The 22,258-nt window shown below is 74.2% G+C and carries 22 protein-coding genes; 11 read left to right on the top strand and 11 right to left on the bottom strand.

Features of this window, described 5'->3' with window-relative positions:
• Positions 1–63 precede the first annotated feature (63 nt).
• On the top strand, positions 64–831 hold the full coding sequence (locus ACN27B_RS07270; protein WP_099163452.1) for an enoyl-CoA hydratase/isomerase family protein: 768 nt from the start codon (positions 64–66) through the stop codon (positions 829–831).
• A gap of 58 nt (positions 832–889) precedes the next feature.
• The gene (locus tag ACN27B_RS07265; RefSeq protein WP_422744041.1) at positions 890–1,501 is read left to right on the top strand and encodes a hypothetical protein; all 612 of its coding nucleotides are present in this window, start codon (positions 890–892) and stop codon (positions 1,499–1,501) included.
• Here ACN27B_RS07265 and ACN27B_RS07260 read toward each other — a convergent pair.
• Entirely contained in the window at positions 1,476–2,027 is a 552-nt protein-coding gene (locus tag ACN27B_RS07260) for a peroxiredoxin-like family protein (protein WP_099163454.1), read from the bottom strand. The genes ACN27B_RS07265 and ACN27B_RS07260 overlap by 26 nt on opposite strands.
• A gap of 69 nt (positions 2,028–2,096) precedes the next feature.
• Here ACN27B_RS07260 and ACN27B_RS07255 point away from each other — a divergent pair, with 69 nt between their 5' ends.
• Positions 2,097–2,720, top strand: a complete 624-nt coding sequence (locus ACN27B_RS07255) for a TetR/AcrR family transcriptional regulator (RefSeq protein WP_172967904.1) — start codon at positions 2,097–2,099, stop codon at positions 2,718–2,720.
• Positions 2,721–2,821: 101 nt separating this feature from the next.
• Here the strand turns inward: ACN27B_RS07255 and ACN27B_RS07250 are convergent, their stop codons facing one another.
• The 3 genes from ACN27B_RS07250 to ACN27B_RS07240 all read right to left on the bottom strand — a co-directional run bounded on the left by ACN27B_RS07250 (position 2,822) and on the right by ACN27B_RS07240 (position 5,777).
• Positions 2,822–3,262, bottom strand: a complete 441-nt coding sequence (locus tag ACN27B_RS07250) for an HNH endonuclease (protein ID WP_091569006.1) — start codon at positions 3,260–3,262, stop codon at positions 2,822–2,824.
• A gap of 272 nt (positions 3,263–3,534) precedes the next feature.
• Positions 3,535–5,061 carry an FAD-dependent oxidoreductase gene (locus ACN27B_RS07245; protein WP_422744038.1) on the bottom strand — a complete coding sequence of 509 codons (1,527 nt, stop codon included), beginning with the start codon at positions 5,059–5,061 and terminating at the stop codon, positions 3,535–3,537.
• Between the two features lie 236 nt (positions 5,062–5,297).
• Entirely contained in the window at positions 5,298–5,777 is a 480-nt protein-coding gene (locus tag ACN27B_RS07240) for an MSMEG_6728 family protein (RefSeq protein ID WP_099163457.1), read from the bottom strand.
• An 87-nt stretch (positions 5,778–5,864) separates the two neighbouring features.
• On the opposite strand from ACN27B_RS07240, the gene ACN27B_RS07235 reads away from it, so the two are divergent.
• Positions 5,865–7,649 (top strand): potassium channel family protein, encoded by a 1,785-nt coding sequence (locus tag ACN27B_RS07235; RefSeq protein ID WP_371682238.1) that lies wholly within the window; start codon positions 5,865–5,867, stop codon positions 7,647–7,649.
• A 6-nt stretch (positions 7,650–7,655) separates the two neighbouring features.
• Here ACN27B_RS07235 and ACN27B_RS07230 read toward each other — a convergent pair whose 3' ends face one another.
• From ACN27B_RS07230 to ACN27B_RS07220, 3 genes are all read right to left on the bottom strand, one after another.
• On the bottom strand, positions 7,656–8,885 hold the full coding sequence (locus ACN27B_RS07230) for an APC family permease (RefSeq protein ID WP_422744035.1): 1,230 nt from the start codon (positions 8,883–8,885) through the stop codon (positions 7,656–7,658).
• Positions 8,886–8,957: 72 nt separating this feature from the next.
• Entirely contained in the window at positions 8,958–11,495 is a 2,538-nt protein-coding gene (locus ACN27B_RS07225) for a chitinase C-terminal domain-containing protein (RefSeq protein ID WP_422744033.1), read from the bottom strand.
• Between the two features lie 86 nt (positions 11,496–11,581).
• Entirely contained in the window at positions 11,582–12,319 is a 738-nt protein-coding gene (locus tag ACN27B_RS07220) for a phosphatase PAP2 family protein (protein ID WP_422745865.1), read from the bottom strand.
• A gap of 130 nt (positions 12,320–12,449) precedes the next feature.
• Here ACN27B_RS07220 and ACN27B_RS07215 point away from each other — a divergent pair, with 130 nt between their 5' ends.
• Complete coding sequence (locus tag ACN27B_RS07215) at positions 12,450–13,658, top strand: DUF4032 domain-containing protein (protein ID WP_091569017.1); 1,209 nt, start codon at positions 12,450–12,452, stop codon at positions 13,656–13,658.
• Between the two features lie 8 nt (positions 13,659–13,666).
• On the opposite strand, the gene nagA is transcribed toward ACN27B_RS07215, so the two are convergent.
• From nagA to ACN27B_RS07200, 3 genes are read right to left on the bottom strand one after another with little or no spacing between them, the layout of a single operon-like run.
• Positions 13,667–14,776 (bottom strand): N-acetylglucosamine-6-phosphate deacetylase, encoded by a 1,110-nt coding sequence (nagA, locus tag ACN27B_RS07210; RefSeq protein ID WP_422744031.1) that lies wholly within the window; start codon positions 14,774–14,776, stop codon positions 13,667–13,669.
• Entirely contained in the window at positions 14,773–15,705 is a 933-nt protein-coding gene (locus ACN27B_RS07205; RefSeq protein WP_098747663.1) for an ROK family protein, read from the bottom strand. Before ACN27B_RS07205 ends, nagA begins: the two co-directional genes overlap by 4 nt.
• Complete coding sequence (locus ACN27B_RS07200; RefSeq protein WP_099163462.1) at positions 15,702–16,631, bottom strand: SIS domain-containing protein; 930 nt, start codon at positions 16,629–16,631, stop codon at positions 15,702–15,704. The genes ACN27B_RS07205 and ACN27B_RS07200 overlap by 4 nt, the downstream gene beginning before the upstream one ends.
• Before the next feature lie 199 nt (positions 16,632–16,830).
• Here ACN27B_RS07200 and ACN27B_RS07195 point away from each other — a divergent pair, with 199 nt between their 5' ends.
• The 4 genes from ACN27B_RS07195 (at position 16,831) to ACN27B_RS07180 (ending at position 20,303) form a co-directional block, all read left to right on the top strand.
• Entirely contained in the window at positions 16,831–17,616 is a 786-nt protein-coding gene (locus tag ACN27B_RS07195) for a DeoR/GlpR family DNA-binding transcription regulator (RefSeq protein ID WP_099163463.1), read from the top strand.
• Positions 17,617–17,758: 142 nt separating this feature from the next.
• Positions 17,759–18,760: an ATP-binding cassette domain-containing protein gene (locus ACN27B_RS07190; protein ID WP_099163464.1), complete on the top strand. Its 1,002-nt coding sequence runs from the start codon at positions 17,759–17,761 to the stop codon at positions 18,758–18,760.
• Positions 18,757–19,770, top strand: a complete 1,014-nt coding sequence (locus tag ACN27B_RS07185; protein ID WP_099163465.1) for an ABC transporter permease subunit — start codon at positions 18,757–18,759, stop codon at positions 19,768–19,770. The genes ACN27B_RS07190 and ACN27B_RS07185 overlap by 4 nt, the downstream gene beginning before the upstream one ends.
• 137 nt (positions 19,771–19,907) lie before the next feature.
• Positions 19,908–20,303, top strand: a complete 396-nt coding sequence (locus tag ACN27B_RS07180; RefSeq protein ID WP_357624046.1) for a DUF3263 domain-containing protein — start codon at positions 19,908–19,910, stop codon at positions 20,301–20,303.
• A 6-nt stretch (positions 20,304–20,309) separates the two neighbouring features.
• On the opposite strand, the gene ACN27B_RS07175 is transcribed toward ACN27B_RS07180, so the two are convergent.
• Positions 20,310–20,522 carry a hypothetical protein gene (locus ACN27B_RS07175; protein ID WP_091569036.1) on the bottom strand — a complete coding sequence of 71 codons (213 nt, stop codon included), beginning with the start codon at positions 20,520–20,522 and terminating at the stop codon, positions 20,310–20,312.
• Positions 20,523–20,680: 158 nt separating this feature from the next.
• Here ACN27B_RS07175 and ACN27B_RS07170 point away from each other — a divergent pair, with 158 nt between their 5' ends.
• Both ACN27B_RS07170 and ACN27B_RS07165 read left to right on the top strand, forming a co-directional pair.
• On the top strand, positions 20,681–21,583 hold the full coding sequence (locus ACN27B_RS07170) for a hypothetical protein (RefSeq protein WP_422744027.1): 903 nt from the start codon (positions 20,681–20,683) through the stop codon (positions 21,581–21,583).
• 150 nt (positions 21,584–21,733) lie between these two features.
• Entirely contained in the window at positions 21,734–22,243 is a 510-nt protein-coding gene (locus tag ACN27B_RS07165) for a GNAT family N-acetyltransferase (RefSeq protein ID WP_099163468.1), read from the top strand.
• Positions 22,244–22,258 lie beyond the last annotated feature (15 nt).

The raw sequence follows: 22,258 nt of genomic DNA, 5'->3' as shown, positions 1-22,258 counted from the left end.
CCCGGGGCCCGGCGGCCACCCCACGCGGGTGGTCACCGGGCCCCTCCCGTTACGGTCGGAGCCATGTCCGACGCGGAACTGACCGTCACGGTGGACGGCCCGGTGGCGACCGTGGTGATACGCAACCCGGCCCGCCGCAACGCCATGACCCCGGCCATGTGGCGACAGCTCCCGGTGCTGCTCGACGGCCTGGAGGCCGACCCGGCGGTCCGGGTGCTGGTGCTCACCGGAGCGGGTGGCACGTTCTGCGCCGGCGCCGACCTCGGTGACCTGGACGAGCTGCTGGCCGCCGGTGACGGCAGCATCGCGGTGGCGGCCGAGGAACGGCTCGCCGCGTTCGGCCGCCCCACGGTGGCCGCGATCGAGGGCGCCTGCGTCGGTGGCGGGTGTCAGCTCGCCGTCGCCTGCGACCTGCGCCTGGCCGCGGCGGACGCCCGGTTCGGCGTACCACCGGCGCGGCTCGGCCTGGTCTACCCGGCGCCGACCACCCGCCGGCTGGCCGGGCTGGTCGGGCCGTCCGCGGCCAAGCACCTGCTCTTCACCGGCGAGCTGGTCGACGCCGAGCGGGCGCTGCGGATCGGCCTGGTCGACGAGGTGCTGCCGGCCGACGTGCTGGCCGATCGGGTCGCGGCGCTGACCACCACGATCGCCGAGCGCTCCCGGCTGACCGTGACCGCCGCCAAGGAGATCGTCGACGGGCGCGCCGACGCCGACCGGCTGGCCTGGTGGCACGCCCAGGTGCGGGACAGCGGCGAGGCCCGCGAGGGGGTGTCGGCGATCAACGAGCGCCGGCCCCCGCGCTTCGGCTGGACCCCGCCGGCCGCCCGCTGACCGCCGTTTGACCGACACCCCCCGACGGGTACGTCCCGACCGTCGAACGGGGGCCATCATGGACAGTGATCCGGAGCGTCGGGAGATCCAGCGGAAGCGGCGCCGGTTCCGCCTGCTGCTGGTCGGCACGGTGCTGGCGTTCGCGCTGGTGTCGCTGCTGGTCGGGTTGACGGCGGGCGGCGCGTTCCCGGGCAGTTGGCTGGAACGCGGCGACCCGCCCGGCTGGATGGAGGTGACCGGCGGGGTCCTGGCGGTGCTGGGCCTGGTGCTCGAGATCGTCGGGCTGGTCGGTCTGGTTCGCAGCGGCAGCTACCGGGCCGACCGGGAGTCCCGCCTGTGGGCGGTGAGCTTCCGCCGCCGCCGCGAGCTGGCCCGGGCGGTTCGGCGCGGCGCGGTGGACTCGCCGGACGACCTCCCGTGGCTGCGGACCGCCGCCGCGCAGATGGTCCGGAATCGGAGGCAGATCCCCATCATCGGTGGGCTGGTGACGCTGAACCTCGGCCAACTGCTGCTCAGCCTCGCCCCGATGTGGTTCCTCCTGTTCGGCTTCACCACCGTGATGTTCGCGTTCGCCTGCTGGCAGATCCTCCGGGACGCGCCCCGGGCCGAGGCGTTCCTGCGGGAACACCCCGGCGATCCGGCGGTCACCGCGCCGACCGGCTCCCGCTGACCCGGACCAGCAACTCGTCCACCGACCACTGGTCGGAGGCGTGCTCACCGTGCTTCACCGCGAGCACCCGGCCGTCGGGGGCGATCAGGAAGTCGGCCGGCAGCCCCAGCCGACCGCCGTGCGGGGTGCGCGACGGCAGCCGCTCCCGGCCGCGCAGGACGTGCCAGGTGCCACTCGCCACGGCGCGCAGGATCGGCAGCCAGGCGCGCGGGTCGAGCAGAGCCCGCCGCGCGGACTCCACGCCGAACTCCCGGTAGAGCCGCCGGTCGGGATCGGCCACCACGGCGAACGGCAGGTCGGCGACGTGTTCCCGCAGTTCGTCGGCGGGGGAGTGGAAGAGCACCACCTCACGGACGCCGGCCGCCTCGATCTCGGCGTGCCGGCGGACGATCGAGCGCAGGTGGAGATTGCAGACCGGGCAGCCGGCGAACCGCCGGAACTGGAGGTGGACCAGGCGGTCCGGATCCGGCAGGGCGACCTCGGCGCCGGTGACGCTGGTCAGGTGGCGGGGGGTGACGACGTCCATGCGTGCTCCCGTTGTAGGCGTACAACGTACTCCTACAACCGTAGGCGTATCTTGTACGCTGTCAAGGCCATGCCCCGTCCCCGTTCCCTGACCCCCGCCCAGCTCGCCGACGCGGCGCTCGCGGTGCTCGACCGGGACGGCCTCCCCGGCCTCACCATGCGGGCGGTCGGCGCGCGGCTCGGCACCAGCACGATGGCCCTCTACCGCTACGTCGCCGACCGCGACGAGCTGGAGGCGCTGGTCGTCGAGCGGGTCCTCGACGGGGTGGACATGCGCCCGCCGCTCGACGTGCCGTGGCCGGACGGCATCCGGGAACTGGTCGACCGGGTGCGCGCCGCGGTCGGCGCCCACCCGGCCGTGGTACCGCTGCTCCCCGCGCACCGGCACCGCTCGCCCGGGATCCTGCGCTGGGGCGAGGCGGCGCTCGCCGTCCTGACCCGGGGCGGCTTCGCCGGCACCCGGCGGGTGGTCGCGTTCCGCGCCCTGCTCGCGTACGTGGTCGGGGCGATCCAGATGGAGCACCTCGGCGCGCTGGGCGGCCCCGGCACGGCGGTCATCGCCGCGCTGCCCCGCGACGAGTTCCCGCTGCTGGCCGAGACCGCACGCGCGGCCGGTGCGGTCGGCCCGGACGACGAGTTCGGCGGCGGACTCGACCTGCTGCTCGACGGACTCGCCCGGCAGCTCGACGGCTGACCACCGTCACCGCCCGGGTCCGGCGACCGGGACGGTGGGGCCGGCGGGCGCCGCGCCGGGGAAGGTCCCCGACACCGCCCCCTGTGCCCGCCGGCCGTCCGTCACCGCGCCAGTGCGGCCCAGCTCGGCGTCACCGGCTCCCGCCGCAGCGGCATGCCCGCCTCGGCCGGGGTCCGGTCACCCTTGCGCTGGTTGCAGCCGTAGCAGGCGGCGGTGGTGTTCCCCCAGGTGTTCCGGCCACCGCGCGAGCGGGGCAGGATGTGGTCGATCGTGCTGGCCGGGCCGTCGCAGTAGGCGCACCGTCGGCCGTCGCGGCACAGCACCCCGGCCCGGGACCAGGCCGGACCGGAGGTGAACCGCCAGCGGGTCACCACGTACCGGACGAGGCGGACCACCCGCGGCAGCGGGAAGACGCCGATCACCCGGTCCGGCTCGGACTCGTGGATCTCGGCGACCCGGCGGCAGAGCATCCGGATCGCGTGCTTGACGGTGACCCGGTGCAGCGGGCCGAGGTCGGCGTTGATGACGAGGACGGCGTCCACCGGGCTCTCCCTTCACGATCGGTGGTACGGCGACGAAAAAGCCGCCCGGTCCACGGGGACCGGGCGGCGACGACACGAACGCGCGGCGCGCGTCAGTCGGACCTTCCGGGCCGTGGGCCTCCCGCCCGGCAGCCGTCGCTGAGCAGCCACGACGTCATCGTGGTGGCGGGTCGTAGCGACATCGACGGCTCCTGGAGCGGCGGTTGACCTTGCGCGTTCACGGTAGGTCCACACCGGAGAGGCGGGCAACGCATTTCGATCTCACCCGCGCCTCAGCGACGGGCCAGCAGACCACGCGGGCGGATCGAACGGACCGGCTCGGCCGCCGCCCCCTCGGCACGCAGGATGTGGTTGGCGGCGATGATCCCGGTCGCCGCCGAGCGCTCCATCAGCGCGCTCGGGAACTCGGTGCGGATCCCGTCGCCGGCCAGGTAGAGACCCGGCGCGTCGGTGCGTACCCCGGGCCGCCCGGCGTGGCTGCCCGGGGTGAACGCCGGGGCCTGCGCCTCGACCCGGGCGCGCAGCTCGCGTACCCGCAGGTCGTCCACCTCCGGCCAGAGCATGGTCAGCTCCCGCAACATCCGCGCGGCCAGCTCGTCGGCCGGCACGTCCGGCTCGCAGGCGTACGCGTGCAGCTCCAGCACCGAGCCGCCGGTGCGTTCCGCCCAGCGGCGCGGCTCGGACTCCAGCCGGTGGTATAGCGTCACCGAGTCCAGGGTGGGCTGCCGGGAGACCCCGCTGAACACCGCCCGCTCCGGGCGCACGTCCCCGTCCATCCAGTAGCGCGCCACGGCGTACGGGGGACCGGGCCGACCGAACGCGGGCATCCGCGCCACCAGCTCGGGCGCCGCCACGGCCAGGCCGGGGGAGGCGTCGACCAGCGCGGCCAGGGCGGGCGGGTCGACCGCCAGCACCACGTGCGCGGCCTCCCAGACGTCGCCGTCGACGCCGGCCACCCGCCAACCCTCCGGCGTACGGTCCAGCCGGGCGGCCGGAGCGCCGGTGAGCACCCGGCCGCCGTGCTTCTCCACGTGCCGGGTCAACGGCTCCCAGATCGCCGTCGCGTAGTCCTCGTCCGGACAGTCGAAGGCCAGCCCTTCCGGGTTGCCGAGCAGGTAGAAGTGGAACTGGGCGATCATCTCGGCGGCGGACATCTCCGCCTCGTGGTTGAAGAACGAGTGCGAGAAGACCTCGAAGAGCATCGCCCGGGCGCGGTCCGGCAGCCGCAGCGAGCTGAGCAGCTCGTCGGCGGTCCGCTCGTCGAACTCGGCGTAGGTGCGCACCGGGTCGTAGGTGAGCAGCGGCAGCGCGGCGTCGCGGTCCATCGACCGCAGGTCCGCCAGCCGCAGACTCGGGCTGCGCAGCAGCAGCGCCAGCAGGTTGGCCGGCGGGGCCGGCGGAAGCTTGCCGAACTCCTCGGTCGGCCACTCGGCGGACAGGATCGGATAGCCCGGAATCGGCTTGAGGAAACCCAGCGCCGGATCGACCCGGCGCAGGATCGAGCGCCAGTTCCAGTACTGCCGGAAGAAGGCGTGGAAGCCGTGCTCGTTGCGCTGGACGCCGTCCGGCAGCTCCTCCGGCCAGGCGCCGAGCCGGCCGCCGAGGTGCGGCGCGGCCTCCAGCACGGTCACCTCCACGCCGCGCTCGGCCAGCACCACCGCCGCCGACATGCCGGCGATGCCGCCGCCCACCACCAGCGCCGACACCGGTCGCGGCACGCGCGGGGCGCCACCGCCGCCCGGGTCCACCAGGTGCTCCCGTACGCCGATGAGGCGACCTACCACTTGCGACAGACCCACGGGGCATCCTCCAGTCGGCGGTCCCCCCAGTCTGCCTGAGGTGAAAGGAAGGGACCCCTTTTAACGCATACGGATGTGCGGGGCCCCCTTTTAACGCCCCGCGCCCCGCGCCGCGCCCCGCGCCGCGCCCCGCGCCGCGCCCCGCGCCCCCGCCCCGCGCGCGCCGCGCGGGCGCGGGGTAGGTGTTAACAAGGGGCCCTTCCTCTACCGGAGGCGTTAACAAGGGGCCCTTCCTTTCACGGCAGGCAGCGGCGGGGGCGGTCGGAGGGGGGCCAGACGTACTCCAGGTCGGGAGAGACGTCGGTGAACAGCGGGGCGTAGTGGGCAGGGTCCTTGCGCAGCAGCGACGAGCGGTGGCTGCGGTGCAGGTCGTCCCGGCCCAGCCAGGGCGGCAGCTCGCCGGTCGAGGCCAGCTCGGCCTGGGTCCGGATCACCGCGATGCCGCAGGCGGCGGCGAGGTCGGTGGCGAGCGTGGCGGCGCAGGTGTCCGCCCGGCCCGGCTCGCACCACACCGCGCACATGTCCAGCCCGTAGCGGGTCAGGGCCTCCTCGTACCCGGCCCACATCTTCACCGCGGGATGGTTGCGCCAGCCGTAGTCCGGGCGGGTCAGGCCGCGCAGCACCTGGATGGTCTCCACGCGCTGCTTGCCCAGCCGCTTCTGGTCCAGGGCCCGGGCGCTGGCCAGGAAGTCCGGATACGGCAGGAACGTCTGCATGCCGGTGCTCTACCCGTACCCGGCGACGCCATGCGTTCATGATCGAGGGGGCTGCGCCCACCGCGAGCGGCTGACTACGATCCGGGCATGGCCGAGCCCCTGCGCGACCGCGCGCGCCGCGCGACCGGCTGGCGGCTCCGGATGAACGGTGACGAACGACCCCACTTCGTGGTCTGCGGTTCCGACCCGCTGGCCTACTGGGTGGTCCGCGCCCTGCTCGCCACGGACGGGGCCCACGGCCAGGTGCGGGTCACGCTGGTGGTGCCGGAGCGCCGCCGCTCCGAGGGCCCGGACGGGCGGGACGTGCCCGGGGTCCGGGTGGTGCGGGCCGACCGGCTCGACGAGGCCACGTTCCGCCGGGCCGGGCTGGCCGACGCGGCCGGGCTGGCCCTGCTGCACCAGGACGACGTGGGCAACATGCACGCCGCGCTCTGCGCCCAGGAGGTCGAGCCCCGGCTGCGCCTGGTGGTCCGGATGTTCAACACCAACCTGGCCGACGGGCTGCGGCAGCTCTTCCCCGACTCGGCGGTGCTCTCCGACGCCTCGATGGCCGCCCCGGCGTTCGTCGCCGCCGCGCTGGGCGAGCTGGCCCCGACCCACTTCCGGCACGCCGGCCGCACGCTCTACGTGGCCCGTCGCGCCGACGTACGCCCGCAGGACGTGGTCTGCGGCCTGGCCGTCACCGGTGATCCGGAGCTGGTCCGGGTGCTTCCCGCCGACGAGGCGGCGGCCGACGTGGTGCTCGCCGAGGCGACCGGCCAGCCGCCCGGCACCGAGTTGGCCGCGCGGCGGCTGGTCCGGGCCCGGCGGCGCCGGCAGCCGGTCGAGGTGCTGCTCCGCGCGGTCCGCAGCTTCGCCACCCGCAAGATCGGCATCGCGGTGCTGGTGCTGCTCGGGGTGATCGCGGTGCTCGGCTGGCTCAATGCCCGGGCCGCCGATGTCAGTTGGAGCGAGGCGCTCTATCTCACCCTGGTCACCACGCTCAGCGGCCAGGATCCGGACGTCAACAAACCGGTCGCCGCCCAGATCATGCAGGTGGTGCTCAACCTGGCCGGGCTGGCGCTGATCCCACTGATCACGGCCGCCGTGGTCGACGGCATCGTGAACGCCCGGCTGGCCCTGCACGCCGGCCGGATCCAACCCGACCGGTCCGGCCACGTGGTCGTGGTCGGGTTGGGCAACATCGGCACCCGGGTGATGGCGCAGCTGCACGACTTCGGGGTCGAGGTGGTGGCCATCGACCGGAACGCGGAGGCGCGCGGCGCCGCGCTCGCGCACCGGCTGGGGGTGCCGTTGATCGTCGGCGACGCCGGTCGGGAGGAGACGTTGCGCTCCGCCTCGGTGGACACCTGCCAGGCGCTGGTGGTGGTCTCGACCGACGACGGGACGAACCTGCGTGCCGCGTTGATCGCCCGTTCGCTCGACCCCGACCTGCGGGTGGTGCTGCGGCTGTTCGACGGCGACTTCGCCGAGCGGATCCAGCAGGCGTTCGGCATCGGCATCTCGCGCAGCGTGTCCTACCTGGCCGCGCCGTCGTTCGCGGCGGCCCTGCTGGACCGCGCGGTGATCGCCACCATCCCGGTCGACCGGCACGCGCTGCTGGTCACCGAGGTGCCGGTGGTGGCGGGTTCCCCGTTGGACGGGCGACCGCTCGGCACGGTGGCCCGCCCGGGCGAGGTGCGCCTGCTGGCGCACACCCGCGTCGGCCAGAAGGCCGACTGGTCGGTCGACCCGCGCATGGTGCTGCAGGCCGGCGACCGGTTGACCGTGGTGGCCCGGCGGGCCGGGCTGACCGCCCTGCTCCGGGAGACCACACCCGCGCCACCGCCCGCGCCGACCGGGCCACCAGCGCCCCGCGAGGCGGCGGAGTGAGCCTGGTCAGCGGTGGCGGAGGGCGTACCAGGCGGCGCCGAGGGCGAGCACGCCGAAGCCGGCGAGCACGCTGGGCAGCGGCAGGTTGACCGCGAGCAGCAGGCAGCCCACCAGTCCCAGGGCCGCGAGCGCCCGCACCGGCAGCTTCCGCGCCGGGTCCCGCCCCAGCGTCAGCGCCGCCGCGTTGGTGATCGCGTAGTAGACCAGCACGGTGCAGCTGGAGAAGCCGATCGCGCCCCGCACGTCGCCGAGCGCCACCACGACGATCACCACGGCGGCCACGGCCAGTTCGGCGCGGTGCGGCACCCGGTGGCGCGGGTGCACCGCCGCCAGGGTCGCCGGCAGGTCGTGGCGGCGGGCCATCGCCAGCGTGGTGCGGCCGACGCCGGCCAGCAGGGAGAGCAGCACCCCGGTCACCGCGACGGCCGCCCCCGCCCGGACCAGCCAGGCCAGCCCGGGGCGACCCGCTGCCGACGCCACCTCGACCAGCGGCGCGGAGGCGGCGGCCAGCCGGTCGGTGCCCAGCACGCCGAGCGCGACCACGGCCAGCGTCAGGTAGACGGCCAGCACCGCGCCGAGCGCGAGCGGCACGGCGCGCGGGATCGTGCGCTCCGGATCGCGTACCTCCTCTCCCAGCGTGGCGATCCGCGCATAGCCGGCGAAGGCGAAGAAGAGCAGGCCGGCGGCGGTGAGCACGCCGCGTGCCCCGATGTCGCCGCCGTCGGTGAGCCGGTCGACGGCGACCTGCGGCGCGCCGGTCACCGCCACCACGGCGAGCACGGTGAGCACCACGCCGACCAGGACCCGGGTGGCGGTCGCGGTCCTGCCGACGCCGCGCAGGTTCACCGCGGTCACCGCCACCACCGTGAGGACCGCGACGAGCCGGGCCCGCCCCGGCCACAGGTACGCCCCGACGGTCAGCGCCATCGCCGCGCAGCTCGCCGTCTTGCCGACCACGAATCCCCACCCGGCGACGAAGCCGGCGAACGGGTGCAGTCGTTCCCGGCCGTAGACGTAGGTGCCGCCGGACTCCGGGTAGCGGGCGGCGAGCCGGGCCGAGCTGGTGGCGTTGCAGAACGCGATGAAACCGGCCAGCGCGAGCGCCACCAGCAGCCCGGCGCCGCCGGCCGCCGACGCGGCGGGCGCGAAGACCACGAAGACGCCCGCGCCGAGCATCGACCCCAACCCGATGACGACCGCGTCGGGTACGCCGAGTCGTCGTGCCAGCCGTTCCACATCCGCAGCCTAGGGGTGGGACGTGAACGGCCGGTGCCGCCGGCGTGGTCCGCCGGCGGCACCGGTCCCGGTTCAGCAGGGCCCGTTGTCGGTCCAGACGCCCTGGCTGTCGGCCCCCGGGACGTCACCCTGGGTCCACCACCGCGCGGTCCACCGGTGCCCGCCGTGGGACACCACCGCACCACCGGAGTACGCGGTGCCGGCGGCCCAGGCCGGCGTCGTGCACGCCCCACCCGTGGACGTCGGGGAGGCGGTGGGCGTCGGCGTCGGGGAGCCGGCGCAGGCGCCCTGGTCGGCCCAGACCGCCGCGCTGCCCGGCGTCTCGCCCTGGGTCCACCACTTCGCGCTCCAGGTGTGCCCGCCGTACGAGACGGTCGCGCCGCCGGAGTACGCGGTGGCCGCCGACCACGCCGGGGCGGTGCAGGTGCCGCCGCCGGGCGGGGTGGAGCCGCTCGGGCTCGGCGACGGGCTGACCACCGCGCCGCCGCGCGCCCAGTCGCCGGTCAGCGCGTACGTCTGGCCGCCGAAGGTGAGCGTGAGGTTGGCCGGGCCGGAGATCGGGAGTTGGTAGTTCAACGTCACCTCGGCGTACGCGCCGGGCGCGATGGCGGCCGGCACGGTGAGGCGTACCCGGTTGTGGTCGCCCTTGAGGCCGCCCACGTTGCTGCCGGTGTGGCCGGTGGAGACCGTGGTGAGCGCCCAGCCGGACTGCTGGCTGAGCGTGGCCGGGGTGGTGGTGGGGTAGTCGAACTCCAGCTGCGCCCCGGCCGGGATCGGCGCGCCGGTGTTGTTGGTCAGCCGCAGCTCCGGGTTGATCGGGTAGTTGTTGTCGCCGAGCGCGAAGCCGCCCATGCCGACCGCCACGTCGAGCGTCTTCGTGGGCATGGTGGTGCCCGCCTTGCGGGCCCCGTACGCGGGCGCGGCCTTGAACCGGTCGTAGAGCAGCGTGGTGAGCGTGTCGCCCATGCCGTACTGGCCCTTGGCGGAGTCGTAGGCGTAGTCGCCGGCGAGTTCCCAGATCATCACGCCGCCGACGCCCTTGGCCGTGACCCAGTCGGCCTTGGCGGCGAGCGACTGGTCGTCCTCGGTGGAGAGGAAGACCTTCTTCTCGGCGTTCCACAGCCAGGGCGCGACCAGCGCCGACGAGTAGTTCCGGGCGTAGCTGCCGCTGATCCGGTCGGCCGGGTCGGTGGCCGGGGTGAGCCCGTACGCGGTCAGGTAGTCGCCGGTGATGCCCTGCTGGAGGTTCTTCGCGTGCCACATCGGGTTGGCGCCGGCGGGCACCTCGTCGCCGGCGGCGTCGAGGTCGTGCCAGAGGTTGTCGATGCCGACCGCGCCGTTGCCGCAGGGGATGGTGGAGCCGATCGAGCCGCCGGTGCCGGCCGGGCACTTCGTCTGGTCGGGCAGCGCCGCCCGCCCCCACAGGCCGTTGGTGCCGCCGGTGACGCCCTGCCAGCCCCGGGTGTAGTAGGGCACGCCGATGTTGACCCGGCCGCTGGGCAGCGCGCCCCGGAAGTAGTGGTAGGCCCAGTCGGTGTTGAGGTAGCCGATCCCGGAGTACGCGCCGTAGACGCCGCCGGAGGCCAGCTCGGCGTCGTCACCGTTGTCGTAGAGCGCCGCGTTCGGCCCGACGAAGTGGTTCCACGCGCCGTGCAGGTCGTAGGACATGACGTTGACGTAGTCGAGGTACTGCAACGCCTGGTAGGACTCCATGCCGCGCAGCAGCCACCCGGACGCGGGCGCGGCCACGGTGAGCAGGTAGTGCTTGCCGTCGGCGGCGGCGGCCCGGTCGAGCTTCTCCCGCAGCGTGCGCATCAGCACCTGGTACGACGCGTTGAGCCCGGCCCGCTTGGCGTCGGCCTGGGCGAAGTCGAGCGGGTTGCCGGCCTTGTTGTTGGAGGTCGGGTACTCGTAGTCGATGTCCACGCCGTCGATGCCGTAGGTGCGCAGGAACGTGACCACCGAGTCGGCGAACGTGTTGATGCCGGCGGTGTTGACCGTGTTCGTGCCGGTGGTGGTCATCCGGTAGAAGCCGCCGGAGTCCACCCGGTTGCCGTTGTCGTCGATGAAGCCGCCGGTCTCGGCCCAGCCGCCGACGCTGATCAGGGTGCGGACGTTCGGGTGCTGCTTCTTGTACTTGTTCAGCAGGTTGAAGTGCCCCGTGTAGGGCAGGCTCGGGTCCATCTCGGCGCCGGCCACGCCGGGCCAGGTCATGTTCGTGGCCGGGTTGTCCGGGGCGGCCGGGTTGCCGACGGAGATCCGGTTGTTCGCGTCGACGTGGGCGAACGCGTAGTTGATGTGGGTGATCTTCTGCCACGGGATCTGGTTCACCAGGTAGGCGGGTGCGCCGTTGCGGCCGGTGCGCCAGCTGGTGAAGTAGCCGATGATCCGGCGCGGGTGGTCGGCGCCCATCTTCTCCCGGCCCGCGGTGTCGTAGACGGTGCAGTAGGGCACCGCGACCCCGGGCGTGCGGTAGAGCCCGTCGGGCCGGCAGGCCTCGTCGTCGACGACGGCCGACCGCGCGTCCGGGGCGACGGCGACCGCCAGGGCCGCGGTCAGCAGACCGGCGGCGCCCGCCGACAGCCAGCGGCTGATTCGTCTCACCAGCACGTGCACCTCCTACATTTAACAAACTTAACTGTTAAGGTTGCTAAATGTATACCGGCGTCGATCCGTCGGGACAAGAGGCGGGAAGGTCAGCGCAGCTGGTCGGTCGGCCGGGCCCACGGGCCGAGCCGCCCGGGCAGCGGCAGGTCGTCCCACGGCACCCGGTGCAGCAGCCGGTCCAGCAGCAGCCCGAGCAGCAGCCCGGCGACCGAGTCGGTGAACCAGTGCCAGCCCAGGTAGACGGTGGTGCAGAAGACCACCGCCGGGGGGACGACCCGGACCACGGTGACCAGCCGGGGTCCGACGGCCCGGCCGACCGAACGCAGCAACGGGGCCAGCAGCAGGGCGAGCACGCCGTACCAGACGATCGCGTTGGCCACGTGCCCCGACGGGTACGACTGCGCGAACCGCACCGGCAGGTCGTGCTGGAACAGCGGCAGCGTCTGCTCGGCCGGCAGGAACGGCTCCTTCACCGAGGCGCTCGGCGCCGGGCGGGCCGTCCACACCTTCAGCGGGCCGATCGTGAAGAAGGTCAGCACGAACGCGGTCACCGGCGGCAGCACCGGCCGTACCGAGCGCAGCCGCAGCGCGAGCAGCACACCGAGCCCGGCCGCCAGCAGCGTCAGCGGGGTGCCCTGGCCGAGCAGGTTGAGCGCCATCGCCACCCAGCGGGCGGCCGTCGGGCGGTGCGCGGCGGCCCAGTCGGCGACCGCCCGGTCGAGCCCGAGGAGATGGTCGGTGGCGAGCGCCACGGTCAGCGCCACCAGGGCCGCGAGCAGCAGCCCGTCGAACCACCACCCGGCCGGTCGGACCGGTCGCAGCCGCAGGTCGCGGCGTACCCCTGAGGTCTGGCGCACGCGACCACGCTACCGGCCGACCGCGCCGACCCGATCGGTGGCTGTGTGCCGAGCCACGAAGGGAAGCGCGGCGCGGGGGTCACCGGTCACACTGGTTGCCGTGCGGATCACCTCGGCCCTCGTCGACCCGGCGCTGCTCGACCTCCCCTGGTCGACCCCGCTGGAGCAGTGGCCTGCCGAGCACCTGGTGGCGCTGCCCCAGGGCATCTCCCGGCACATCGTGCGGTTCGTCCGGCTCGGCGGCTACGTCTACGCGGTGAAGGAGACCGGCGAGCGGGTCGCCGAACGCGAGTACGACCTGCTGCGGGCGCTGGAGCGGATCGACTTCCCCTCGGTGGAGGCGATCGCCATCGTGGCCGACCGGCAGACCGACGACGGCGAGCCGCTCGACCCGGTGCTGATCACCCGGCACCTCCAGTTCTCCCTGCCCTACCGCGCGCTGTTCTCCAACACGCTGCGGCCGGAGACGATGAACCGGCTGCTCGACGCGCTGGCCGCGCTGATCGTCCGGATGCACCTGACCGGCTTCTTCTGGGGCGACTGCTCGCTGTCGAACACGCTGTTCCGGCGCGACGCCGGCGCGTTCGCCGCCTACCTGGTGGACGCCGAGACCGGCGCGCTGCACCCCTCGCTCTCCAACGGCCAGCGCGGCGAGGACCTGGAGATCGCCCGGGTCAACATCTTCGGCGAGGCGCTCGACCTGCAGGCCGCCGGCCTGCTGCACGAGTCGATCGACCCCGAGTTGGTGTGCGAGGAGGTCGTGCGGCGCTACGAGCGGCTCTGGCACGAGATCACCTACGAGCAGCAGGTCGAACGCGCCGCCCGGCACGACATCGAGGGCCGCATCCGGCGCCTCAACGAGCTGGGCTTCGACGTCGCCGAGGTGGCCATGTCGACCGTCGACAACGGGCGCTACCTGGTGCGACCCAAGGTGGTCGACGCCGGCTACCACACCCGACGGCTGCTGCGGCTCACCGGCCTGGACGCCGAGGAGAACCAGGCCCGCAAGCTGCTCAACGACCTGGACGCCTACCGGGTGGAGAGCGACCTCACCGACGAGCAGCAGGCGGCGCACCGCTGGCTCACCGAGGTCTTCGAGCCGGTGGTCCGGGCCGTGCCCGCCCACCTGCGGCGCAAGCTGGAGCCACAGGAGCTGTTCGCGCAGATCATCGAGCACAAGTGGCTGCTCTCCGAGCAGGCCGGTCGGGACGTCGGGATGCGCCGGGCCGTGCAGTCCTACCTGGCCGACGTGCTGGTGCACCGCCCGGACGAGCAGGCCGTGCTCGGCGTCGAGGTCCCCACCGCCTGACGGCCGGGTCACTCCACCCAGTCGCCGCCGCGCATCACCCGGACCACGTTCAGGTCGTCGTCGAGCACCACCAGGTCGGCGCGCAGGCCGGTCTGGAGGGCGCCCACCCGGTCGCCGAGGCCGATCGCGCGGGCCGGGGTGGTGGACACCATGCGGCAGGCGTCCGGCAGCGCGACCCCAGCGTCGACCGCGTGCCGCAGGGCGGCGTCCATGGTCAGGGTGCTGCCGGCGATCGCCCCGTCCCGGCTGAGCCGGGCCACGCCGTCGGCCACGGTGACCGCCTGGCCGCCCAGCTCGTACTCGCCGTCGGGCATGCCGGCGGCGGCCATCGCGTCGGTGATCAGCGCGGCCCGTTCCGGGCCGGCGACCGAGGTGGCGAAGCCGAGCATGCCGTCGTGCAGGTGGACGCCGTCGGCGACCAGCTCGCAGACCACGTTCGGGGCCTCCAGCAGCGCCACCACCGGGCCGGGCTCGCGGTGGTGCACCGGGCGCATCCCGTTGAACAGGTGGGTGCCGACGCTCGCGCCGGCGGCCACCGCCGCGCGGGTCTGCGCCCAGGAGGCGTCGGTGTGTCCGACCGCCGCGACCACACCACGCCCGACCAGCAGCTCGATCGCCGCCGTCGCGCCGTCCCGCTCGGGGGCGAGGGTGACCATGCGCACCGCGCCGCCACCCAGCTCGATCAGTTCGGTCAGCTCGGCCGTGGACGGGTCACGGAGGAACTCCGGGTTCTGCGCGCCGCAGCGGTCGGCCGACAGGTAGGGGCCCTCGAAGTGGATGCCGGCGAGCACCCCCTCCTCGACCAGCGGGCGGAAGGCCGCGGTGGCGTCGCGCATCAGCGCGAACGGGGAGCTGACCAGGCTGGCCAGCAGCGTGGTGGTGCCGTGTCCGAGGTGGAACGCGGCGGCCTGCCGGGCCGACTCCGGGTCGCCCGTGGTGAACGTGTGGCCGCCCCCGCCATGGGTGTGCATGTCGACGAAGCCCGGCACGATCCAGTGACCGTCGCGCACCGACGGGTAGTCGGCCACCGCGCTGATCCGACCGTCCCGGATCTCCACGCAGCCCTGCCGGATGACGCCGGTCGGGGTCACCACCTTGCCGGTCACGCGCCGGGTCATCGACTCTCCTTCGCCAGGGTGTCCAGGGCCAGCAGGGCGGCGCCCAGGCAGCCGGCCTCGTCGCCGAGGGCGGCCGCGACCAGGCGCGGTTCGCGGTGGAAGGTCAGCCGCTCCCGCAGCGCGTCGCGCAACGGGTCGAACAGCCGGGGACCGGCCTGGGCCAGGCCACCGCCGAGCACCACGGTCGCCACATCGTAGAGCGCCTGCCCGGTGGCCAGACCGTCGGCGAGCGCCTCGACCGCCTCCCGCCAGACCCGCTCGGCGAGCCGGTCGCCGGTCGCCGCCCGGTCGGCCACCTCGGCGGCGGTCGCCGGTGTGCCGGCCAGCTCGGTGTAGCGACGGCCGATCGCCGAGGCCGAGGCCACCGCCTCCAGGCAGCCGGCCCGGCCGCAGCCGCAGGGCGGGCCGCCGGGGCGTACCAGGATGTGGCCGATCTCCCCGGCGGCGCCGTGCGCGCCGACGGCGGCCGACCCGTCGACCACGTGCGCGGCGGCGATGCCGGTGCCGATCGCGACGAAGAGCACGTGCCCGGCGTCCCGGCCGGCGCCGAGCCGGGCCTCGGCCAGGCCGCCCACCCGCACGTCGTGGCCGAGCGCCGCGGGCAGGTCGAGGCGCGTGGCCGCCAGGTCGCCCAGCGGTACGTCCCGGAAGCCCACGTTGGCCGACCAGACCGCCACCCCCCGGGCCTCGTCGACCACCCCGGGCACGGCGATGCCGCAGGCCACCGGCGTGAGGCCGGCGGCGCGCGCCTTGCCCGCCAGCCCGTCGGCCACGTCCAGGACGGTGTCCACCACGGCGTCCGGGCCGCGCTGGGCGTCGGTGGCGTGCCGTTCGGTGTGCACGGTCGTGCCGTCCGGCCGGACCAGGGCGCACTTCATCCCGGTGCCGCCCACGTCCAGCGCGACGACGACCTCGTCGCGCCCCCTCACGCCAGGACCACGGACCTGGTGAGGTGCCTCGGCGCGTCGGGGTCGAGACCACGGCTGGTGGCCAGCGCGACGGCGAAACGCTGGGCCAGGATCAGGTCGGCCATCGGGTCGACCGGGTTGCGGCCGGCCGCCCAACTGGTCAGCACCGTGCGGCACCCGTGCGTGCGGCTGTGCACGAACGCGGCGCCGGTGGCCGCCACGTCCTCCGGCAGCCCGTCCGGGATGTCGCCGAACGCCCAGACCAGCCGGCCCGGGGCGGCGACCGAGATGGGGCCGTGCCGATAGTCCATCGCCGGGTACGCCTCGGCCCAGAACGTGGCCGCCTCGCGGCACTTCAGCGCGGCCTCCTGGGCCAGCCCCACGGTCCACCCGCGACCGAGGAAGGTGACCTGCTCGATGCGGGCCGGGTCGATCGGCAGCGGCGCCCGGACGGCGACCTCGGCGTCGGCGGCGAGCCGGCCGAGGTCCTCACCGAGGTGTGCGCGGAGCAGCGCGAGCGCGGTGGTGGCGAAGCGGGTCTGCACGACGGAGCGCTCGTCGGCGAAGGGCAGCGCGACGGTGGCGTCGGCCAGGGCGACGGCGGGGGAGTCCGGGTCGCCGACCAGGACCGTGGTGGGGATCCGCCCGCGCAGCGCGGCGAGCAGGTCGAGCACCTCGGTGGTGGTGCCGGAACGGGTGATCGCGATCAGCCGGTCGTAGTGGCGGCCGGTGGGGAACTCGCTGGCCTGGAAGGCGTCCGTCTCGCCCTGGCCGGCGCCCTCGCGCAGCCCCGCGTACGACGCCGCCATGAACCACGACGTGCCGCAACCGACCACCGCGACCCGCTCGCCGGGGCGCGGCAGCTGGCCGGCGACGGTCGGGGCGAGCCGGGCCGCCTCCCGCCAGCAGTCGGGCTGGCTCGCGATCTCCGCGTGCACGAACGCCATGACAACTCCTCGCCAGGGGAGACCTTGCGCAATAGGGCGCGATACAGCCGTCTTTCGCGCGTCATTCTGCGCGAAGTCGGGTGGCTGTGGCAACCGTCTCCCGGTTCGCGCAGCACAGGGTTTTGCGCAGACCCAGTTTCGCGCACTACTGTGCACGCAATCAATCACCGTTCGTGCACAGTCAGGGGAGGCCCCCGCGGTGGACCGCTACGCGCGCTGGAACGCGCTGCTCGAGATGCTGACCGACAGCGGCCGGGTCAGCGTCGAGGAGGCGGCCGAGCGGCTCGACGTCTCCCAGGCCACCATCCGGCGGGACTTCGACCAGCTCGCCCAGCAGCAGATGATCACGCGGACCCGGGGCGGCGCGGTCGCCAACGGCGTCTCCTACGACCTGCCGCTGCGCTACAAGACGGCCAAGCACTCGGCGGAGAAGCAGCGGATCGGCGCCGCCGCCGCGGCGCTGGTCTCCCCGGGCACCGTGGTGGGGCTCAACGGTGGCACCACCAGTACCGAGGTGGCCCGCGCCCTGGCGGTCCGTCCGGATCTCAACACCAGCGCCGAGGGCGCCCAGCTCACCGTGGTCACCAACGCGCTGAACATCGCCAACGAGCTGCTGGTGCGCTCGCGGATGAAGGTGGTGGTGGCCGGCGGCGTGGTGCGGCCCAAGTCGTTCGAGCTGGTCGGCCCGCTGGGCGGGGCGCTGCTGCGCGAGGTCACCCTGGACGTCGCGCTGCTCGGCGTGGACGCGATCGACCCGCAGCTCGGCGCCGCCGCGCACCACGAGGGTGAGGCGGCCATGAACAGCCTCATGGTGGCCCGGGCCAAGCGGGTCGTGGTCATCGCCGACTCGTCCAAGCTGGGCGGGCACGCGTTCGCCCGGATCTGCCCGGTGGACCGGATCGAGACGCTGGTGACCGACTCCGGTGCGGCCCCGACGGTGGTGCAGGCGTTCCGGGACGCGGGCGTGCACGTCGTCTGCGCCTGAGGTGCAAGGAAGGGCCCCCTCTTAACGCCTCCGGTATGGGAGGGGTCCCTTCTTGACACGCCGACACTGCATACCCGGTATTGCCTTCGCGTGCATACCGCGTATGGTGTCGCTGTCACCTACTCATCGGGGGAGGTCAGCTGTGTCGGCTGTCCTGGAGATCGAGGGTCTCCGCAAGACGTACCGGAGCCGGAAACGCGGGGTACGCCACGCGCTCGACGGCTTCGACATGCGGGTCGAGGCCGGCCAGGTGCACGGCTTCCTCGGCCCGAACGGCTCGGGCAAGACCACCACGCTGCGTACGCTGCTCGGGCTGATCCGCCCCAACGGCGGCCGGATGGCGATCCTCGGCCAGGAGCTGCCGCACGCGCTGCCGGCGGTCGCCGGGCAGGTCGGCGCCATCGTGGAGAGCCCGCAGTTCTTCCCGCACTTCTCCGCGCGGGACACCCTGGGCCTGCTCGCCCAGGCCGGCGAGCTGCCCCGGCAGCGGGTCGACGAGGTGCTGGAGCTGGTCGGGCTGCGCGACCGCGCCGGCGAGCGGGTGAAGACCTACTCGCTCGGCATGAAGCAGCGGCTCGCCGTCGCGTCGGCGCTGCTCAAAAACCCGAAGCTGCTGATCCTCGACGAGCCGGCCAACGGTCTCGACCCGGGCGGGATCCGGGAGATGCGCGGGCTGATGCGCGGGCTGGCCGAGTCCGGGATGACCGTGGTGCTCTCCAGCCACATCCTGGGCGAGATCCAGCTCATCTGTGACTCGGTCACCATCATCTCGCTCGGCCGGCGGGTCGCGTACGGGCCGGTCGAGGAGGTGCTCGCGGCGCACTCGCAGGGCAGCGTGCGGGTGCGGCTGGAGGCGGTCAGCGACCTGCCCCAGGCCGCCGAGACGCTGACCCGCTCCGGCATCCGTGTCGCGACCAGCGAGGCCGACCACCTGATGCTGTCCGGCGTGGACAAGCCGGCCGAGGTCAGCCGGCTCCTCGCCGAGCAGGGTCTCTACGTCAGCGAGCTCACCCCGGTCGCGGTCGACCTGGAGAGCGTCTTCCTCGAACTGACCGCGACCGCGCCGGTCCCCGGCCAGCACCGTCAGGTCGATCAGTCCGCCAAGGTCGACCAGACCGGCACCGCAGGAGGTTGGGGCGCATGAGCCTGTTCGTCACCGAGCTGCGCCGGCTCGGCAAGCGCCGGCTCACCCGGCTGCTGCTCGTCCTGCTGCTGGTCGGGCTCGCCACCGTCGCCACCGCGTTCAGCTTCTCCAGCCACAAGCTCTCGCCCGAGGTGGTCGCCGCCGCCCAGGCCGAGTCCGACGCCCAGTACAAGCGCTCGGTGGAGGACTGGAAGCGCACCGTGGCCGACTGCGAGGCCGCCCAGGCCCGCGGCGAGCAGACCGAGGAGCGGTTCGGCCCGAACTGCGGCAAGGACTACCAGCCGCAGCCCGAGATGTTCGACCCGAAGTGGAACCTGCCCTACCAGTTCGACTTCCGGGCCGAGTTCCCCACGTTCATCGCCGTCTTCGCCGGGGCCGTGGCGCTCTTCGCGTTCATCGTCGGCGCCTCCTTCGTGGGGGCCGAGTGGAACACCGGCGGGATGATGAACCTGCTGCTCTGGCGACCGAAACGGCTCGCCGTGCTGGGCACCAAGCTGGCCGCCCTGCTCACCACCGTGCTCGGCGTGACGGTGGTGCTCGGCGCGCTCTGGACCGCGGCGTTCTGGCTGATCGGCACGTCCCGCGGCACCACCGCGAAGATGACCGCCGGCGTCTGGCGCTCGATCGGCCTGGACGGGCTGCGGGCGGTGGCCCTGGTGCTGGTGGTCGGCGCGGTGGCGTTCGCGCTCGCCTCGCTGGGTCGGCACACCGCCATGGCCCTGGGCGCGGCGGTGGCGGTCTTCGCGATCAGCGAGATCGGCATCCGGATCGCGGTCGGCGTGCTCTCGGTGCCGTTCGGCGACCGCTACGTGCTCTCCACGTACGCCCAGTCGTGGTTCCTGAAGCAGGCGGAGCTGTTCGACTACGACACCTGCCAGTTCGCCAAGGGCGCCTGCGAACCGGCCAAGTACGTGGTGACCTGGCAGCAGTCGGCAGTGGTGTTCGGCGTCGGGGCCGTGGCGGCCCTGGTCGGGGCGTTCTGGACGATGCGCCGGCGGGACATCTCCTGACCGCCGTCCGCGCCGCCGGCCGTCGCCGGCGGCGCGGACCGCGCGTGCGATGCGGCCGGGGACGGCCCTGGTTACGCTGGGGTCCCCCCGGCCGGCGCGTGCCCCGCGCCGGTCATCTGCCGTCGGAGAGGAGCGCCGTGTCCGCCGACGCCACCCCACGGGCCACCGACCGGGCCGAGCCGTCCACCCCGGACGCGCCGCCCACCGTCCCCCCGCCCCGCTCGGCACCGCCGGTCGAGTCCGCGCTGCCCGACGAGTCGCCGTCCCTCGACGCGGCCGGGCCGGTCGGGGAGGAGCCGGTCGCCGGGCTCACCGAGCGGGAGCGGCGGATCCTCGCCTTCGAGTCCCGCTGGTGGAAGCACGCCGGCGCCAAGGAACAGGCCATCCGGGACACCTTCGGTCTCTCCGCGACCCGCTACTACCAGCTGCTCAACGCGTTGCTGGACCATCCGGCCGCGCTCGCCGCCGAGCCGGTGCTGATCGGCCGGCTGCGGCGGCTCCGCTCGTCGCGGGCGCGCAACCGCCGGCGCTGACCGGCCTCACTTCTCGTACGTGCGCAGCCCGTTGCCGATGGCGAAGAAGGTCGGCGCCCACTCGCCGATGAAGATGCCCCACCGGTCCGCCCGCGCCACCCCGGCACGCTCCAGGCTCTTGGAGAGGAACCAGCTGGTGAACGAGAGCCCGATGCTGACGAACCCGGCGACGTAGGCGTGCTCCGCCCGGATTCCCGACTCGTGCAACCGCTCCAACATCGCGATCCCCCTGACGCTCGGTCCGACCCGATCGGGAATGACGCTACCGGCTGTTGCGGAGTGGTGACGGAGGGTTGCCGAGATGCGCCGGCGGTGCCGGCCCGCATGGCTCCGCGCCGTCCGGGTAGGCGGCGTGCGACGACGGAGGGAGCGGCTCGATGGGTGCACCGGACCGCCGGTACGCGACCGGCAGCAGCCCGGCCCGGGCGGTGGGGCAGGCGCCGCTGATGCGGGTGCGCTCCGCCTCCGACCCGGCGCCCGGCCGGCCGGAGAACGAGGACGTGGTCTTCCGGTTCGGTCCGCTGGTGGGCGTCCTCGACGGGGCGACCGTGCCGGAGGGCTTCGACACCGGCTGCGTCCACGGCCCGGCCTGGTACGTCCGGCACCTGGCCGCCCGGATCGGCCTGGCGGTCGCCACCCGACCCGGTGCGACGCTGATGAGCAGCCTGGCGGCGGCGATCCTGGCGGTGCGGGCCGACCACGGCGGGGTGTGCGACCTCGACCACCCGGGGACCCCGTCGTCGACCGTGTGCCTGCTGCGCGAGGGCGGCGACCGGGCCGACTACCTGGTGCTCTGCGACAGCCCGCTGGTGCTGCAGACCGATCGGGAGATCGAGGTGGTCACCGACGACCGGCTGGAGACCGCGCTGGCCGACCTGCGGCGCGCCGCCGCCGCGCTGCCCGGCGACGAGGTCGACCCGACCGTCCGGTTCCGGCGTGCGGTGAGCGTGCAGCGGACGCGGATGAACCGCACCCACGGCTACTGGGCGGCGGCCGCCGATCCGGACGCCGCCTACCACGCGGTGACCGGCACGGTTCCGCTGCGCGGGCCGGGGGCGCTGCGCCGGGCGGCGCTGCTCAGCGACGGGGCCTCCTGCGCGGTCGAGCAGTTCGGCCTCTTCGACTGGGCCGGCCTGCTGGAGGTGGCGGCCGTGGAGGGGCCGGAGGGGCTGATCGACCGGGTCCGCGTGGCCGAGCGGGACCACCCGGACCGGCTGCGCCGGCGTAAGCGGACCGACGACGCCTCGGTGGCGCTCTGCGAGTTCGGACCCGTCGGGTGAGCACGCTCACGCGCGGAAGGACCGGTCGGATGACAACGCAGCGTGAGGCGGAACACCCCGGGGGTACGACCGGCCGACCCGCTCCGCCGTACCGGCAGTAGGTCGGCAAAGGGGTGGACGCGCGGCGGAACGGGCGGCAGACTGCGGCTCGTGACGGGTGCGGTACGGCTGGAGCCGGTGGACGAGCGCAACCTGGAGCCGTTGCTCTCCGTAGCGGCGGCCGAGGCCGAGCCGGAGGACGTGATGCCTCCGGTGGACGCTCCGGCCGGCTGGTCGTTGGCCCGTCGGGACGCCTTCCGCGAGTTCCACCGGGCCAGCTTCGGCGGTCTGGCCGGCCCGACCCGCACCGCCATGTACGCCGTCGTCTCCGGCGGCGAGGTGGTCGGGATGGTGCGGATGGCCCGCCGCGACGAGCCCGGGGTGGTGGAGACCGGCATGTGGCTGGGCCGGTCGGCCCGGGGGCGGGGCCTGGGCGCCGCCGCGCTGCGGGAGTTGCTGCACGCCGCTGCGGCGGCCGGAATGCACACGGTCGTCGCGGACACCACACCGGACAATGCCGGCGCTCTTTCCGTTCTTCGCCGATGCGGCGCGGAATTGCACGAGGAGAACGGCAGGATTCACGCGAGAATGTGTCTCGACTCGGCCATTCCGAGCCACTGAACGCACGCTTGCCGC

Source organism: Micromonospora sp. WMMD754 (assembly GCF_049315235.1).
Lineage (GTDB): Bacteria > Actinomycetota > Actinomycetes > Mycobacteriales > Micromonosporaceae > Micromonospora > Micromonospora sediminicola.
This window is presented reverse-complemented; position numbering and strand designations above follow the sequence as displayed.

Excerpts from the sequence above, each read along its gene's own strand:
- ACN27B_RS07270 (WP_099163452.1), top strand. The coding sequence starts at position 64 with ATGTCCGACGCGGAACTGACCGTCACGGTGGACGGCCCGGTGGCGACC.
- ACN27B_RS07265 (WP_422744041.1), top strand. The coding sequence starts at position 890 with ATGGACAGTGATCCGGAGCGTCGGGAGATCCAGCGGAAGCGGCGCCGG.
- ACN27B_RS07260 (WP_099163454.1), bottom strand. The coding sequence starts at position 2,027 with ATGGACGTCGTCACCCCCCGCCACCTGACCAGCGTCACCGGCGCCGAG.
- ACN27B_RS07255 (WP_172967904.1), top strand. The coding sequence starts at position 2,097 with ATGCCCCGTCCCCGTTCCCTGACCCCCGCCCAGCTCGCCGACGCGGCG.
- ACN27B_RS07240 (WP_099163457.1), bottom strand. The coding sequence starts at position 5,777 with ATGCAGACGTTCCTGCCGTATCCGGACTTCCTGGCCAGCGCCCGGGCC.
- ACN27B_RS07235 (WP_371682238.1), top strand. The coding sequence starts at position 5,865 with ATGGCCGAGCCCCTGCGCGACCGCGCGCGCCGCGCGACCGGCTGGCGG.
- nagA (WP_422744031.1), bottom strand. The coding sequence starts at position 14,776 with ATGACCCGGCGCGTGACCGGCAAGGTGGTGACCCCGACCGGCGTCATC.
- ACN27B_RS07200 (WP_099163462.1), bottom strand. The coding sequence starts at position 16,631 with ATGGCGTTCGTGCACGCGGAGATCGCGAGCCAGCCCGACTGCTGGCGG.
- ACN27B_RS07185 (WP_099163465.1), top strand. The coding sequence starts at position 18,757 with ATGAGCCTGTTCGTCACCGAGCTGCGCCGGCTCGGCAAGCGCCGGCTC.
- ACN27B_RS07175 (WP_091569036.1), bottom strand. The coding sequence starts at position 20,522 with ATGTTGGAGCGGTTGCACGAGTCGGGAATCCGGGCGGAGCACGCCTAC.
- ACN27B_RS07170 (WP_422744027.1), top strand. The coding sequence starts at position 20,681 with ATGGGTGCACCGGACCGCCGGTACGCGACCGGCAGCAGCCCGGCCCGG.